The following is a 13947-nucleotide window of genomic DNA, read 5'->3' as shown; positions in this document are numbered from 1 at the left end:
CTTACAGGTCGTTGCGCAGCACGGTGTCGATGCCGAAGCAGGCGCGACGGCTCTGGTTGTGCGAGAGCGTCTTGCCCAGCACGTTCTTGTCCTTGAACCACAGGGTGCCGGCCGCGGACTGACTGGTGCAGTTCAGGAAACCGTCCGAGCAGCTGTCGAGCCAGTTCTGGGTGAGTTCCAGTCCGACGTTCAGGGTGTAGCCGCCGCAGTAGGAATCGGAATTGAACGGCGAGGACGTCACGTCCGTGCCGACCACGTCCCAGAAGCCCTTGGGCAGAGCGGGGCGGCCCGATGTGCCGAGCAGATAGTTCTGGTTGTAGTAGGCCATCCAGCTCACCTGCTGCTGGCGCACAGCGTCGCTCTTGTAGCCCAGCAGCCAGCCCAGCGATTCCTCGAACACGTTGCCGTTCATCACCGCATCGGCCAGTGGCGTGCCGGCGCTGGACGGCGCCAGGGCGTCGACCCAGCGGATCTTGGAGATGATGTTCGGATAGCGGCTATCCCAGGTCGGGTTGGACAGGATCCAGCGCATCACGTTGCCGCCGTTGGAATGCGTGATGACGACTAGGTCGTCGATGTGGCGGGCGTTGATGAAATTGGTCAGCTGCGTCGCCAGACAGCCGGCAGCGCGGTCGTCCCACATGTACTGCTCGAAGTCGCAGTTCACCACCAGCAGGTTGTTCGGGTCGCTCAATCCCTGACGGATCGACTCGACCATCGAAGATTGCCAGTAGTCGTTGTAGGCGTCGGTCTGGCTTCCGGTGCCGTGGACCAGTGCGACACCGGTCACGGCCGCGAAGGCCGGTACGGTGAAGCAGGCCAGCAGCAGGGCCAGCAAAAAGGCAAGACTTGCACGTCGTTGCATGATGTTCCTCCCTCCATGTCACGCGACCTTGCGTCGCGTGTGCCCATGCACCCGCTTGCGGGGCATCGCATCCATCCACGTCGAGTGATGAGCGGTTATCGGTTCGCGTCCGCGAACCAGCCGTGCCGCACGGCGCAGACCTCCCCCAGAGGTGCGCGATGCAGCGACGGCAGCCTAGACCCGCTTCGGGACCGCCGTCAAACAAACGTTTGTAAATTTGTGAAATCAGACGCTATGTGGCTGATTCATTACGCCCGTTCGGGTTCAGAACTCGAGATCGACCGAGGCGCAGAGGTAGTCGACGAGGGGCGCGATCCGCTTGAACGTCTGGACGATCTCGGGAAGCAACCGGGGTGAGCAGACCACGGTGTCGTCCAGCGGTGCGCCGCTGGCGAAGCTCTTGAGTTTCAGATCCTCGATCAATTCGTGCTCGGGATCGAAACCGCGCGGCGGGCGTTTCAGTCGCTCGCCGTGGAATTCGAAATGCTTGCGGAAGACGGCGCTGCGTGTGGCGCGCTTCCAGGCGCCGGGGTTGTCGGCGATGAAATTGCGGATGCGCCGTAAGGTCGGCGATTCCGGATGCCAGATACCGCCGCCCGCGAAGCAGTTTCCGGGTTCGATGTGCAGGTAGAACGAGGGCGAATGGACCTCGCGCCGTCGTTCGTGGAAAAAGCGCGCGCCGCTCCAGGTCTTGTACGGCAATTTGTTGTTGGAGAAACGCACGTCGCGATGAATGCGGAACAGCGATCCGCCGACCTTGCGCGGGTCGGCGCGGTAGTGCGGGCTGATGGCCGCGATCGGCTCCTGCAGGTCGGCGATGAGCGCGAGAAACGGCTCGCGCAGGTGTTCCTCGTATTGCGCCTTGTGCGCGTGGAACCATTCGCGGTTGTTGTTGCGTCGGAGCTGGCGCAGGAAACGGAACGTGGCGTCGGAGAAATAGCTGCGGCTCATGCGCGAATGTCCAGATCGAGTTCGGTGGCGAGTTCGCGGCCCCATTGTTCCAGTTGATCGAGCCAGCCGAGCGCGTCGCCGGTGTGCTCGCCACGCAGGCGTTGCAGTTCGTCGAAGTAGCCATGCAGCGACACAGTCGACAGGGCATGACCGCCGGCGATGCGCTGGCGGCGGAAGTCGTCCCAGCGTGCGCGTTCCTCGGCGCTCAGTGTCTGTGGCCAGTTGCGCGCGCGGTAGCGGAACAGTAGTTCGCCGTAGCGTTCGTCGCTGAATCCGAAGTCGCGGGCCATCTCCTCGGGAGGCGTGGCGCGTACGGCGTCCAGGCGAGGGCGGTCCGCGTCGGGAAGGAAACCGGCGTACAGCGCCAGTTCGGGATCGTCCGGTGGGGGCAGGTCGGTGGCGCCCGCGTAGACCTTGCACACTTTGTCGGCGATGCCGCGTGCGGCCAGCAATTCCTTGCGATGGATGTTGCAGCGCTCGGTGTCCAGGCCCACGCGCGCCGTGTCCACGCCTTCGAGCACCGACAGTGGTGCCAGTGCGGGAGAGCGATTGGCGTGGATGGTGCGCAGCGGAATGCGTTCGACGTCCTCGGGCAGGTCCGCGCGTGGCGTGAATACGCGGTCGGCGATGTCCTCGGGGTCGAGCATGATCAGATCGACTGGGTTGCTGTGCAGGTCGTAGACGATGATTTCGTTGCTGCGCGTCGGGTGACGGGCTAGCGGCACGATCATCGTCATGCAGCCGTTGGCGGCCGGGTAGCGCGACGACACGTGGAGCAGCGCGGGCTTGCGCACCAGATCGAGCAGCTCGAAGGCGCGCTGCTTGCGACGGAGGTCGAAGTACCACTTCCACAGACGCGGCTGGCGGGTGCGTATCAGGCGGGCGAAGGCGATCAGTGCCTCGACGTCCGACAACGCATCGTGCGCGCGGCGCTGTTCCAGGCCATTGGCGGCGGCCAGATGTTCCAGCTTGAAACTGGGTGCGCCGTCGTCGCGTCGGGGCCACTCGATGCCGTCCGGACGCAGTGCGTGGCACATGCGCGCCAGATCGATCAGGTCCCAGCGCGAGTTGCCGTTCCGCCATTCGCGCGCATACGGATCGTAGAAATTGCGGTACAGCATCTGCCGCGTGAATTCGTCGTCGAAGCGCAGCGAGTTGTAGCCCACGCCGCAAGTGCCCGGCGCGGCCAGCTCCTCGTGCACGCGCGCGGCGAATTCGGCTTCGCTCAGCCCCTCGCGCTGCGCCTGCTGCGGTGTGATGCCGGTGACCAGGCAGGCCTGTGGCTGCGGGAGTGCATCGCGCGGAGGCTGGCAGAACAGCGAGACGGGCTCGCCGATCGGCTCCAGGTCCAGGTTGGTGCGGATGCCGGCGAACTGCACCGCACGGTCGCGGCGGCTGTCCGTGCCGAAGGTCTCGTAGTCGTGCCAGAAGAAACTCGCCTCGCTCATGCCCGGCATCTTCGCATGTCTTCCGCGTGTCTGAACACGGCTGCATGCCGCGCCCCTGCTACACTCGCTGCCAGTCCCAAGGAGGCCGGCGATGCCGCAACATGACGACAACCTGATCTGGATCGACCTGGAGATGACCGGGCTGGACACGGACCGTGATTCGATCCTGGAAATCGCCACCATCGTCACCGATCGCGAACTCAACGTACTGGCCGAAGGGCCGGTGTTCGCGATCCTGCATGCCGAGTCGCGCCTGCAGGCCATGGACGACTGGAACCGTAATCAGCACGGCAGCTCCGGTCTGTGGGATCGGGTGCTCGCATCCGGCGTCGATCACGCTCAGGCCGAGGCCGAGACGTTGGCGTTCTTGAAGGAGTGGGTGCCGGAGCGCAAGTCGCCGATGTGCGGCAACTCGATCTGCCAGGATCGCCGTTTCCTGCATCGGCAGATGCCGGCGCTCGAACGCTATTTCCACTACCGCAATCTCGACGTGTCCACGTTGAAGGAACTGGCGCGGCGCTGGGCGCCGGCCATCGCGCGCGGCATCGGCAAGACCAGCGCGCACACTGCGCTAAGCGACATCCGTGACTCGATCGACGAGTTGCGCTACTACCGTCGTTTCATGGGCGCGCTGTCCGGACAGCCGGAGCCGGCGGCGTGAGCACGCTGTTCGGAGACGACGGCGTGCGCCGCCTCGATTGCGGCGGGCGCACCTTGCGCCTGGATCGGCCGCGGGTGGTGGGTATCGTCAATGTCACCCCGGATTCGTTCTCCGATGGCGGCGATCATGCCGATACCGGTGCGGCCGTGGCGCATGGCCTGACGCTGCTGGCCGAGGGCGCAGACATGCTCGACATCGGCGGCGAGTCGACTCGTCCGGGAGCGGCGGACGTGGATACGGACGAAGAGATGCGTCGCGTGATTCCCGTGCTGCGCGGCCTGGCCGAACAGTGCGATGCGCCGTTGTCCGTGGATACCTCCAAGCCCGCCGTGATGCGCGCGGCCGTCGAGGCCGGCGCGGGTCTCATCAACGACGTGCGCGCACTGCGCGAGGACGACGCGCTGCGGACCGCGGCGGAACTGGATGTGCCCGTGTGCCTGATGCACATGCAGGGTGCGCCGCGTAGCATGCAGGCCGCGCCGGAATACGACGACGTGGTCGGCGAAGTGCATCGCTTTCTGGCCGAGCGCGTGTTCGCCTGCGAGATGGCCGGTCTCGACAAGCGCAAGCTGCTGGTCGATCCGGGCTTCGGTTTCGGCAAGACGCTGGAGCACAACCTGGCGCTGCTGCGCGCGACTGGACGGTTCGCCGACCTGGCGGGTGGCGTGTACGTGGGGCTTTCCCGCAAGACCATGATCGGCGCCATCACCGGCCGTGAAGTGCCGACCGAACGCGTGTCCGGTTCGGTCGCAGCGGCCCTGATCGCCGTGCAGCGTGGCGCCATGCTGGTGCGCACCCACGACGTGGCGGCGACCGTCGATGCGTTGGCCGTGTGGCGCGCCGTGCATGCCGGCGATCCGCCGCCCGTCGCGCCGCTCGAGCGCGCGCCACGCTGGCCCGACGACGACTGAGGCGCGCGACGCGCCCGGAACGGACTGCAAAGAGCCCGACATCATGAGTGAACGCAAATATTTCGGCACCGACGGTATCCGCGGACGGGTGGGCGAGTGGCCCATCACGGCCGAGTTCATGCTGCGTCTGGGGCGCGCCGCGGGCGTCGCGCTGGGCGGCGCCAAGGAACGTCCCACGGTGCTGATCGGCAAGGACACCCGTATCTCGGGCTACATGTTCGAGTCGGCGCTGGAGGCCGGACTGGTAGCTTCGGGCGCAGACGTGCGGCTCCTGGGGCCGATGCCGACGCCGGCGGTGGCGTTCCTGACGCGCAGCCTGCGTGCGGATGCCGGCATCGTCATCAGCGCGTCGCACAACCCGCACCAGGACAATGGCATCAAGTTCTTCTCCGCCGCGGGCGAGAAACTCGAGGATGCGGTCGAGGCGGCGATCGAGCGCGAGGTCGATGCCGATTTCGTCACCGTGCCTTCGGAGCGATTGGGCAAGGCGCGTCGTATCAACGACGCCGAGGCCCGCTATGTCGAATTCTGCAAGAGCACCATGTCGCGCGATTTTAGTCTGCACGGCCTGCGCATCGTGCTGGACTGCGCCCACGGCGCCACCTACCAGGTCGCACCGAAGGTCTTCACCGAGCTGGGCGCCGACGTGCATCTGACCGGCGCTCAGCCGGACGGTTTCAACATCAATGCGGGCGTGGGTTCAACACATCCCGACGCCCTGCGCAAGACCGTGCTGGAGCAGGGCGCGGATCTGGGCATTGCGTTCGACGGCGACGGCGACCGCGTGCAGATGATCGATCACGACGGCGTGCTGGTCGATGGCGACGACATGCTCTACGTCATGGCGCGCGCCTGGCAGCGCAGCGGCCGCCTGCGCGGTCCCGTGGTCGGCACCCTGATGAGCAACTACGGTTTCGAGCAGGCGCTGGGAACGCTGGGCGTCGCCTTCGTGCGCGCCCATGTCGGCGATCGCTATGTGCTGCAGCAGCTGAAGGCGAACGGTGGCGTGCTGGGCGGCGAGACGTCCGGACACATTCTCTGTCTGGACCGGGCGAGCACCGGCGACGGCATCGTCGCCGCGCTGTGCGTGCTCGAAGCGCTGCGTGCCGAGGGCAAGGATCTGGTGGCAGCGCGCGCCGGTCTGCACAAGTTGCCGCAGGTCATGCTGAACGTGCCGGTGGCGCACGGCGCGCGCGAAGTGCTGGAGACGAAGGTCGTGCAGGAGGCCGTGGCGGCCGCGAAGAAGCGTCTGGACGGACGCGGACGCGTATTCCTGCGCCCATCGGGCACCGAGCCGCTGGTGCGCGTCACGGTCGAGGCCGCTGACGCCGACGAGGTGCAGGGCATGGCGCAGGAGTTGGCGGACATCGTAAAATCGGCTCACTCACGCTCGTGAGCCTGCCGGACGCCAGACGCGTCCAACCAGGTCGCCAAGGATTGGCCCGACGTGCACCGCTCCTGCGGTAGCGGATTCCCAAGATGACCGCACGCCAACCTGGACATATGGAACGATGAAAAACGTACCCACGCTCGACATCCGCCGTTTCGACACCGACCGCGATGCTTTCGTCGCCGAACTGGGCGCGGCCTACCGTGAATTCGGTTTCTGCTGCATCAGCGGCCACGGCGTCACCCACGAGCTGATCGAGAACGCCTACGGCGTCTTCCAGCGCTTCTTCGCGCTGCCCGAGGACGTGAAGATGAAGTACCACGTGCCCGGCACCGGCGGCGCACGCGGTTACACCCCGTTCAAGGTCGAGACGGCCAAGGATAGTCAGTTTCCGGACCTCAAGGAATTCTGGCACATCGGCCGCGAGATCGATCCCGGCTCGAAGTTCGCCGACACCATGGCGCCGAACCTGTGGCCGTCCGAAGTGCCCGACTTCAAGCAGTACGGCTATGCGCTGTATGAGGCGCTGGACCAACTCGGCGCGCGTGTGCTGCGTGCGTTGGCGCTGCACATCGATCTGCCGGAGAACTATTTCGAGGACAAGATCGATCAGGGCAACTCGATCCTGCGCCCGATTCACTATCCGCCGATCGAAGGTGATGTGCCTAATGTGCGTGCCGGCGCACACGAGGACATCAACTTCATCACGCTGCTGGTCGGTGCCAGCGCAGCGGGTCTGGAGGTGTTCACGCGCGAGGGTGAATGGCTGCCGATCACGACGACCGGCGACGCCATCGTGGTCAACATCGGCGACATGCTGCAGCGCCTGACCAATCACGTGTACCCGTCCACCACGCACCGCGTGGTCAACCCGCCGGGCGCGGATGCCAGCAAGCCGCGGTACTCGGTGCCGTTCTTCCTGCATCCGAATCCGGATGTGGTGCTGGATCCGCTGCCGCAGTGTGTGAGCGAGGACAATCCGAGCCGCTACGACACCTCGATCACTTCGCACGAGTATCTGCAGCAGCGCCTGCGTGAAATTCGTCTGATTTGAGCGCGACGAAGTCTGCTGATGGCACGAACGCCGATCCGTTCTGCGGGTCGGCGTTCTTCTTTGCGACGGAGTGCCGCCGCGTCAGGCCATCCAGAAGAACACCGCCGTCATGCGCTTGTCCTCCAGCGTCAGACCGCAGTAGGCGGTGGCGCTGTGGATCAGGTTGGCGCGATAGACGAGCAGGCGGTTGAAGCGGTTGTCGACGCGCACGTCCTCGGCAAAGGAATTCGGCGGGACGTGACGCGTGCCCAATGCATCGACCAGGTTGCGGTGTGGTTTGTTGACGGTATTGCCGCCGGCCTGGCCGTTGCCCAGCCGCTGCCGATAGAAGGCGGTGCCGCAGCGCGTCGGCGCATCGGGTGTCAGGTAGAGCACCGCGGCATATCGACACAGATGCAGTGAATCGGTGTGCGGTTTGACGCCGCCCTCGATGGCGCCGACGACCTGCACGCAGTTGTGATTCAGGCGCGAGCCGTCATCCGTCTGCTCGACCCAAAGCCGCTGGGCGCCGGTCCGCTGCATGACATGGGTCTCTACATGCGCGAGTTCGTCGTCATCGAGGGCGGGCAGGGCGCGCATGCCCGGCCAGACTTCGGCGGTGTGCGGGTGGCCGTAGCTCCAGTCTTGGCGCGCCAGTTGACGCTCGCGCACTGCCATGGGATCAGGCAGTGCGTCATCCACGATCCAGTAGTCGCGGCCCTCGGCGGGCTTGCGGTACGGAAGATTGCGCATCGGGCGGGCGGCGACAGGCATCGGGCACGGCTCCGTGAAAGATGATGGTCGAGCATAGCGCAGGCATCCGTTGCGCCGGGCGCGCGGGAATCTATTCGCTTTCCAGGACCCGGTAGCGGTTGGAGTGTCGGGACGAGAGGCGTAGTGCCAGCCTGTCCGGGAGCAATTTCGCGAAGGCCTTGATCGCGCGGTTCACGCGGCCGTTGACGTAGACCACATCGCCGCGCTCGACGGCGTCGAGTCCCTGCGCGGCGACCTGGTCGGCCTGCATCCACATCCACTTCGGCATCTTCGAGACCAGTTCGCGCGCGCCGGTGACGTCGTGGAACTCGCTGTAGGTGAAGCCCGGGCACAGCGCGCAGACATGGACGCCGCGCGCGCGGTTCTCCAGCGCCAGCGATTCGGAGAAGCGAATCATGTAGGCCTTGGAGGCGGCATAGAGCGTGTGCCCCGTGGAACCGGGCAGGTGGCCAGCCAGCGAGGCGACGTTGATGATGCGCCCGTGACGGCGTTCGATCATGCCGGGTAGCAGGCGATGCGCGAGTTCGGTCGGAGCGTGGACCAGCACCTGCAGGAAGTCGCTGTGCCGGACCCAGGGCTGGCTGTCGAAACTGCCCGGTACGCCGTAGCCGGCGTTATTGATCAGCACGTCGATGCCCAGATTGCGCTGTTCCAGTGCGTCGACGATGCGGCGCGGTGCCATCGGGTCGGCCAGGTCGTCGACCATGACCTGCACTTCGACGCCATGCCGGGCGCACAGTTCTTCGGCCAGTTCCTGCAGGCGTGCGGCACGGCGCGCAGTCAGGACGAGATGGTGCCCGCGCGCGGCGAGTTCGCGGGCAAAGGCAGCGCCGATGCCGGCCGAAGCGCCGGTGATCAGGGCGACGGGTCGCGGGTGTGCGGTCATGCGAGACCTTCCCTTGCAGGTCAATGTGGTTCTTCATCATAAGCAAAGCCGCACGTCTGTGAGGACGCTGTGGTCGACGTTTTCGTGCGCAGGGCGCACGACCCGCCTTCTGGACGATTCGGGTTCAGGTATTTCCGCATTGCCAGATTTGCGTGGTCGCCGCTATCCTTGCGGGCTTGATCGAGGCGAAGGGGTCGCACTCATGCGCAGGATGCTGGTAGCGGGAAACTGGAAAATGCACGGCACGCGGGCGATGGCGACGGCGTTGACGGCGGATATCGCCGCGCAGCGTCCGAGGGACATCGACGTGGCGGTGTTTCCGCCGTATCCCTATCTTGATCTCTGTGCGACGCACGGTGATGCCTTGCCATGTGGCGGGCAGGACGTCAGCGAGCACGCCGAAGGCGCGTACACCGGCGAAGTGTCGGCTGCGATGTTGCGCGACGCAGGTTGCGTCTGGGCGCTGGTCGGGCACTCCGAGCGCCGCCAGTACCACGGCGAGAGCAGCGAGTTGGTGGCACGCAAGTTCGCCGCGGCGCGGAAGGCTGGACTCACTCCGATGCTCTGCATTGGCGAAACGCTGGAGCAACGCGAGCAGGGTCGCACCGAAGAAGTGCTGTCCGAACAGCTGGGTGCCGTGCTCGAGCACAATGGCGTCGAAGCGTTCGAGCAGGCGGTGATTGCCTACGAGCCGGTCTGGGCGATCGGCACGGGGCAGACGGCCACCCCGCAACAGGCACAGGATGCGCATGCGTTTATCCGTAGCCAACTGGCAAAAGGAAGTGCTAAAATCAGCGGTCTGACGCGCCTGCTTTACGGCGGCAGCGTCAAACCCTCGAATGCAGCCGAACTGTTCGCCCAGGCGGACGTGGACGGCGGCTTGATCGGCGGGGCTTCCCTGACAGCAACCGACTTTCTGGCCATCTGCGCGGCAGCGCATCAAGCGCGTGGCGCGGCGGAGACCAACTAGACATGTTCATCATCTTCAGCGTTTTCTACATCCTGATCGCCGCGGCCATGATCGTGCTGATCCTCATGCAGCGCGGCCAGGGCGCCGACGCCGGCGCCGGTTTCGGTGCGGGTGCGTCGGGCACCGTGTTCGGTGCGCGTGGCTCGTCCAGCTTCATGACGCGCGCGACGGGCGTGCTGGCGACGCTTTTCTTTCTCCTCAGCCTCGGTATGGCGATATACTTCAGCCATTCGGGTGCGCCGAAACAGGCCAAGAACCTCGGCGTGATGTCCGCGATGCAGACACCTGCCGCGAGCGCCACGACGAAGGCAGCACCTGCAGCGCCGGTTCAGACAGCTCCGTCATCCAGCGCTGCGATGCCTTCGGGTTCGGATGTGCCGTCGTTGCCGCAGGAAGCGGGCGGCGCCAGCAGCGGCAAGCCGGTCACGCCGGCTCCCGCGAAGAAGTAACGATTTGAGTTTTTTGCCCAGGTGGCGGAATTGGTAGACGCACTACCTTGAGGTGGTAGCGACGAAAGTCGTGGGGGTTCGAGTCCCCCCTTGGGCACCAATTACAATGAAGGCTGTCGTCATCGGGGCGACAGCCGCTGATGCGCAACGAAGCGTGGAGGTTGCCGACCCGTGCTAGCCGAATACTGGCCCGTGCTGTTGTTCCTCGTCGTGGCCGGTGGCCTCGGCATTGTTCTGCTGGCGATCGGCCTTCTCGTAGCGCCCCGCAATCCCGACCCTGAAAAGCTCTCGCCGTACGAATGCGGTTTCGAGGCTTTCGAGGATGCGCGCATGAAGTTCGACGTGCGCTACTACCTGATCGCCATTCTGTTCATCATCTTCGATCTGGAGGTGGCGTTCCTGTTCCCGTGGGCCGTGGTGTTCGACAAGATCGGTGCCATCGCGCTCATCGAGATGGGATTGTTCTTGGCGCTGCTGGTGGTCGGTTTCGCCTACGTCTGGAAGAAAGGAGCGCTGGAATGGGATTGATCTCCTCCATTGACCGGGTGATGCACAACCCGCAGCCGCTGGACCGCGTCGATGACATTCTGCGCCCGGCGGGCGACAACCCCATCGTGCAGCGCGGCTGGGCAACCACCAGCGTCGACGCACTAATGAACTGGGCGCGTACGGGTTCGATGTGGCCGATGACCTTCGGTCTGGCTTGCTGTGCCGTCGAGATGATGCATGCCGGCGCCGCGCGTCTGGATCTGGATCGCTACGGCGTGATCTTCCGTCCGAGCCCGCGTCAGTCCGACGTGATGATCGTCGCCGGTACGTTGGTCAACAAGATGGCTCCGGCGCTGCGCAAGGTCTACGACCAGATGCCCGACCCGAAGTGGGTCATCTCCATGGGGTCGTGTGCCAATGGCGGCGGCTACTACCACTATTCCTATTCGGTGGTGCGCGGTTGCGACCGCATCGTGCCGGTGGACATCTACGTGCCGGGCTGTCCGCCCACGGCCGAGGCCCTGATCCACGGCATTCTGCAGTTGCAGAAGAAGATCCGCCGCACCCACACCATCGCGCGCTGAGGTCGGGCCATGAGCGATACGCAAACGAACTCGCTGGCCGAGCGCCTTGTCGCGCGTTTCGGCGAAGTGCTGGGCAAGGTCGAGACGGTGCGTGGCGAGACCACCATCGAAGTGGCTCCGAGCGACCTGATGCAGGTCGCGACCGCGCTGCGCGACGAGCCGGATTTCGACTTCAGCGAACTGATCGATGTCTGCGGCGTCGACTATCTCGGCTACGGGCAGAACGAGTGGGAGACCACCTCGGTGTCCGGTGCCGGTTTCTCGCGCGGCGTGCACGGTGAAGCCACCGGTCGTTTCGACTGGGAAGGCCGGCCGCGCAATGTCGAGATGGAGCGACGCTTCGCCTCGGTCGTGCATCTGCTTTCGATTCGCCACAACCGTCGCCTGCGCGTTCGCACCTTCTGCGAAGACGATGCGTTGCCGCTGGTGCCTTCGCTGGTCGGTCTGTGGCCGGTCGCGAATTGGTTCGAGCGCGAATCCTTCGATCTGTACGGCATCGTCTACGACGGTCATCCGGATCTGCGTCGCATCCTCACCGACTACGGTTTCGTCGGTCGTCCGTTCCGCAAGGACTTCCCGCTGATCGGCAACGTCGAGATGCGCTACGACCCCGACAAGAAGCGCGTGGTCTACGAACCGGTGACGTCCGTCGTGCCGCGCGTGCTGGTGCCGCGCGTGATCCGCGACGACGTCGACCTGCAGCAGGCCAAGGCCGAGGCTGCCGATCACTGGCAGGAGAATTGAGCGATGTCGGCTCAGGAAATCCGCAATTACACGATGAACTTCGGCCCGCAGCATCCGGCCGCCCACGGCGTGCTGCGCCTGGTGCTGGAGATGGACGGTGAGACCGTGGTCAAGGCCGATCCGCACATCGGTCTGCTGCATCGCGCGACCGAGAAACTGGCCGAGTCCAAGCCGTTCAATCAGTCGATCGGCTACATGGATCGTCTCGACTACGTGTCGATGATGTGCAACGAGCACGGCTACGTGCGCGCCATCGAGAATCTGCTGGGCATCGAGGCGCCGATCCGCGCGCAGTATATCCGCACGATGTTCGACGAGATCACCCGCATCCTGAACCACCTGATGTGGATCGGCTCGAACGCGCTCGATCTCGGCGCCATGGCTGTGTTCCTGTACGCCTTCCGCGAGCGCGAAGAGCTGATGGACTGCTACGAGGCGGTCTCCGGCGCGCGCATGCACGCGACGTACTACCGTCCGGGCGGTGTCTATCGCGACCTGCCGGCGAAGATGCCGCAGTACAACGAGTCACGCTGGCACAAGGGTGCGGATCTCAAGCGCCTGAATCAGTGGCGTGAAGGTTCCATGCTGGACTTCCTCGACGCTTTCACCGACGACTTCCCGTCGAAGGTGGACGAGTACGAGAATCTGCTGACCAACAACCGCATCTGGAAGCAGCGCACCGTCGACATCGGCATCATCAGTCCGGAACAGGCGCAGGCCTGGGGCATGACCGGTCCGATGTTGCGCGGTTCCGGCATCGAATGGGATCTGCGCAAGAAGCAGCCGTACGCCGCCTATGCGGACATGGACTTCGACATCCCGGTCGGCGTCCACGGCGACTGCTACGACCGCTATCTGGTGCGTGTCGAGGAGATGCGCCAGTCCAATCGCATCATCAAGCAGTGCGTGAAGTGGCTGCGCGAACATTCGGGTCCGGTCATGCTCAACAACTTCAAGGTCTCGCCGCCGTCGCGCGAAGCCATGAAGCACGACATGGAAGCCCTGATCCATCACTTCAAGCTGTTCACCGAGGGCTACGGCGTGCCGGCTGGCGAAACCTATGCCGCAGTCGAGGCCCCCAAGGGCGAGTTCGGTGTGTACATGATTTCCGACGGCGCCAACAAGCCGTTCCGCGTGAAGGTTCGCGCGCCGAGCTTCGTGCATCTTTCGTCCATGGATGCCATCACCGCCGGCCACATGCTGCCGGACGTGGTCGCCATGATCGGTACCTATGATGTGGTGTTCGGGGAGGTCGACCGATGAGAGCCACCGGTAATTTTGACAAGGTTCGCGACGTCGATCCGCAGGCCGTCCTCAGCGAGGACACGCGCAAGCACATGGATCACTGGGCGGCCAAGTTCCCCGAGGATCGCAAGCGCTCGGCGTTGATCCAGAGTCTGTTCGCCGCGCAGGTACAGAACGGCGGTTACCTGACTGACGAGTTGATTGCCGCGGTGGCCAAGTATCTGGACCTGCCGCCGGTATGGGCCTACGAGGTCGCCACGTTCTACTCGATGTTCGAGCTGGAGCCGGTCGGTCGTCACAACGTGGCGATCTGCACCAACATCTCGTGCTGGCTCAATGGCGCCGAGGACCTCGTGCGTCACTGCGAGAACAAGTACGGGGTGAAGCTGGGCGAGAGTTCGCCGGACGGGCGTATCTACCTCAAGCGCGAGGAAGAGTGCCTGGCGGCCTGCTGTGGCGCGCCGATGATGGTGGTCGATGGCCACTATCACGAGAAGCTGACGCCGGAGAAGGTCGACGAGATTCTCGACAAGCTCGATTGACGCAA

General features: G+C 64.8%; 16 protein-coding genes and 1 tRNA gene. 12 read left to right on the top strand and 5 right to left on the bottom strand.

From position 1 onward, the window contains the following. Position 1: 1 nt before the first annotated feature. The 3 genes from HF690_RS00880 to sbcB form a co-directional block, all read right to left on the bottom strand. On the bottom strand, positions 2-865 hold the full coding sequence (locus tag HF690_RS00880) for a hypothetical protein (protein ID WP_113065037.1): 864 nt from the start codon (positions 863-865) through the stop codon (positions 2-4). 264 nt (positions 866-1129) lie between these two features. After that, complete coding sequence (locus HF690_RS00875) at positions 1130-1816, bottom strand: DUF2461 domain-containing protein (protein ID WP_168608125.1); 687 nt, start codon at positions 1814-1816, stop codon at positions 1130-1132. Next, positions 1813-3264: an exodeoxyribonuclease I gene (gene sbcB, locus HF690_RS00870; RefSeq protein ID WP_168608124.1), complete on the bottom strand. Its 1452-nt coding sequence runs from the start codon at positions 3262-3264 to the stop codon at positions 1813-1815. Before sbcB ends, HF690_RS00875 begins: the two co-directional genes overlap by 4 nt. A 91-nt stretch (positions 3265-3355) precedes the next feature. Between sbcB and orn the strand changes: the two genes are divergently transcribed. The 4 genes from orn (at position 3356) to HF690_RS00850 (ending at position 7280) form a co-directional block, all read left to right on the top strand. Further along, the gene (orn, locus tag HF690_RS00865) at positions 3356-3925 is read left to right on the top strand and encodes an oligoribonuclease (protein ID WP_168608123.1); all 570 of its coding nucleotides are present in this window, start codon (positions 3356-3358) and stop codon (positions 3923-3925) included. Between the two features lie 5 nt (positions 3926-3930). Next, positions 3931-4836, top strand: coding sequence for a dihydropteroate synthase (gene folP / locus HF690_RS00860; protein WP_113065118.1), 906 nt, complete (start codon positions 3931-3933; stop codon positions 4834-4836). A 43-nt stretch (positions 4837-4879) separates the two neighbouring features. Continuing rightward, on the top strand, positions 4880-6232 hold the full coding sequence (gene glmM / locus HF690_RS00855; protein WP_168608122.1) for a phosphoglucosamine mutase: 1353 nt from the start codon (positions 4880-4882) through the stop codon (positions 6230-6232). A gap of 115 nt (positions 6233-6347) precedes the next feature. Next, on the top strand, positions 6348-7280 hold the full coding sequence (locus HF690_RS00850; RefSeq protein ID WP_168608121.1) for an isopenicillin N synthase family dioxygenase: 933 nt from the start codon (positions 6348-6350) through the stop codon (positions 7278-7280). Positions 7281-7361: 81 nt separating this feature from the next. Here the strand turns inward: HF690_RS00850 and HF690_RS00845 are convergent, their stop codons facing one another. Both HF690_RS00845 and HF690_RS00840 read right to left on the bottom strand, forming a co-directional pair. Further along, positions 7362-8033 (bottom strand): DUF6445 family protein, encoded by a 672-nt coding sequence (locus tag HF690_RS00845; RefSeq protein ID WP_168608120.1) that lies wholly within the window; start codon positions 8031-8033, stop codon positions 7362-7364. A gap of 70 nt (positions 8034-8103) precedes the next feature. Next, entirely contained in the window at positions 8104-8919 is an 816-nt protein-coding gene (locus HF690_RS00840; protein WP_168608119.1) for an SDR family NAD(P)-dependent oxidoreductase, read from the bottom strand. A 202-nt stretch (positions 8920-9121) separates the two neighbouring features. Between HF690_RS00840 and tpiA the strand changes: the two genes are divergently transcribed. The 8 genes from tpiA (at position 9122) to nuoE (ending at position 13942) form a co-directional block, all read left to right on the top strand. Next, positions 9122-9889, top strand: a complete 768-nt coding sequence (tpiA, locus tag HF690_RS00835) for a triose-phosphate isomerase (RefSeq protein WP_168608118.1) — start codon at positions 9122-9124, stop codon at positions 9887-9889. A gap of 2 nt (positions 9890-9891) precedes the next feature. Beyond that, positions 9892-10338: a preprotein translocase subunit SecG gene (secG, locus tag HF690_RS00830; protein ID WP_113065028.1), complete on the top strand. Its 447-nt coding sequence runs from the start codon at positions 9892-9894 to the stop codon at positions 10336-10338. Between the two features lie 15 nt (positions 10339-10353). Next, a tRNA-Leu gene (locus tag HF690_RS00825) sits at positions 10354-10438 on the top strand. Between the two features lie 71 nt (positions 10439-10509). Further along, a complete protein-coding gene (locus HF690_RS00820) occupies positions 10510-10866 on the top strand; it encodes an NADH-quinone oxidoreductase subunit A (RefSeq protein ID WP_113065027.1) in 357 nt (118 codons plus the stop codon). After that, positions 10857-11411 (top strand): NuoB/complex I 20 kDa subunit family protein, encoded by a 555-nt coding sequence (locus HF690_RS00815; protein WP_043100702.1) that lies wholly within the window; start codon positions 10857-10859, stop codon positions 11409-11411. Before HF690_RS00820 ends, HF690_RS00815 begins: the two co-directional genes overlap by 10 nt. A gap of 9 nt (positions 11412-11420) precedes the next feature. Beyond that, entirely contained in the window at positions 11421-12155 is a 735-nt protein-coding gene (locus HF690_RS00810; protein WP_113065026.1) for an NADH-quinone oxidoreductase subunit C, read from the top strand. Between the two features lie 3 nt (positions 12156-12158). Then, positions 12159-13418 (top strand): NADH-quinone oxidoreductase subunit D, encoded by a 1260-nt coding sequence (locus HF690_RS00805; RefSeq protein ID WP_113065025.1) that lies wholly within the window; start codon positions 12159-12161, stop codon positions 13416-13418. Further along, on the top strand, positions 13415-13942 hold the full coding sequence (nuoE, locus tag HF690_RS00800; RefSeq protein WP_113065024.1) for an NADH-quinone oxidoreductase subunit NuoE: 528 nt from the start codon (positions 13415-13417) through the stop codon (positions 13940-13942). The genes HF690_RS00805 and nuoE overlap by 4 nt, the downstream gene beginning before the upstream one ends. The last annotated feature ends 5 nt before the right edge of the window (positions 13943-13947 follow it).

Source organism: Oleiagrimonas citrea (assembly GCF_012395255.1).
Taxonomy (GTDB): domain Bacteria; phylum Pseudomonadota; class Gammaproteobacteria; order Xanthomonadales; family Rhodanobacteraceae; genus Oleiagrimonas; species Oleiagrimonas citrea.
Note: the sequence above shows the minus strand (reverse complement) of the source record. Positions and strands in the feature narration are given on the sequence as shown.

Excerpts from the sequence above, each read along its gene's own strand:
- HF690_RS00880 (WP_113065037.1), bottom strand. The coding sequence starts at position 865 with ATGCAACGACGTGCAAGTCTTGCCTTTTTGCTGGCCCTGCTGCTGGCC.
- HF690_RS00875 (WP_168608125.1), bottom strand. The coding sequence starts at position 1,816 with ATGAGCCGCAGCTATTTCTCCGACGCCACGTTCCGTTTCCTGCGCCAG.
- sbcB (WP_168608124.1), bottom strand. The coding sequence starts at position 3,264 with ATGAGCGAGGCGAGTTTCTTCTGGCACGACTACGAGACCTTCGGCACG.
- orn (WP_168608123.1), top strand. The coding sequence starts at position 3,356 with ATGCCGCAACATGACGACAACCTGATCTGGATCGACCTGGAGATGACC.
- glmM (WP_168608122.1), top strand. The coding sequence starts at position 4,880 with ATGAGTGAACGCAAATATTTCGGCACCGACGGTATCCGCGGACGGGTG.
- HF690_RS00850 (WP_168608121.1), top strand. The coding sequence starts at position 6,348 with ATGAAAAACGTACCCACGCTCGACATCCGCCGTTTCGACACCGACCGC.
- HF690_RS00845 (WP_168608120.1), bottom strand. The coding sequence starts at position 8,033 with ATGCCTGTCGCCGCCCGCCCGATGCGCAATCTTCCGTACCGCAAGCCC.
- HF690_RS00840 (WP_168608119.1), bottom strand. The coding sequence starts at position 8,919 with ATGACCGCACACCCGCGACCCGTCGCCCTGATCACCGGCGCTTCGGCC.
- tpiA (WP_168608118.1), top strand. The coding sequence starts at position 9,122 with ATGCGCAGGATGCTGGTAGCGGGAAACTGGAAAATGCACGGCACGCGG.
- secG (WP_113065028.1), top strand. The coding sequence starts at position 9,892 with ATGTTCATCATCTTCAGCGTTTTCTACATCCTGATCGCCGCGGCCATG.
- HF690_RS00815 (WP_043100702.1), top strand. The coding sequence starts at position 10,857 with ATGGGATTGATCTCCTCCATTGACCGGGTGATGCACAACCCGCAGCCG.
- HF690_RS00810 (WP_113065026.1), top strand. The coding sequence starts at position 11,421 with ATGAGCGATACGCAAACGAACTCGCTGGCCGAGCGCCTTGTCGCGCGT.
- HF690_RS00805 (WP_113065025.1), top strand. The coding sequence starts at position 12,159 with ATGTCGGCTCAGGAAATCCGCAATTACACGATGAACTTCGGCCCGCAG.
- nuoE (WP_113065024.1), top strand. The coding sequence starts at position 13,415 with ATGAGAGCCACCGGTAATTTTGACAAGGTTCGCGACGTCGATCCGCAG.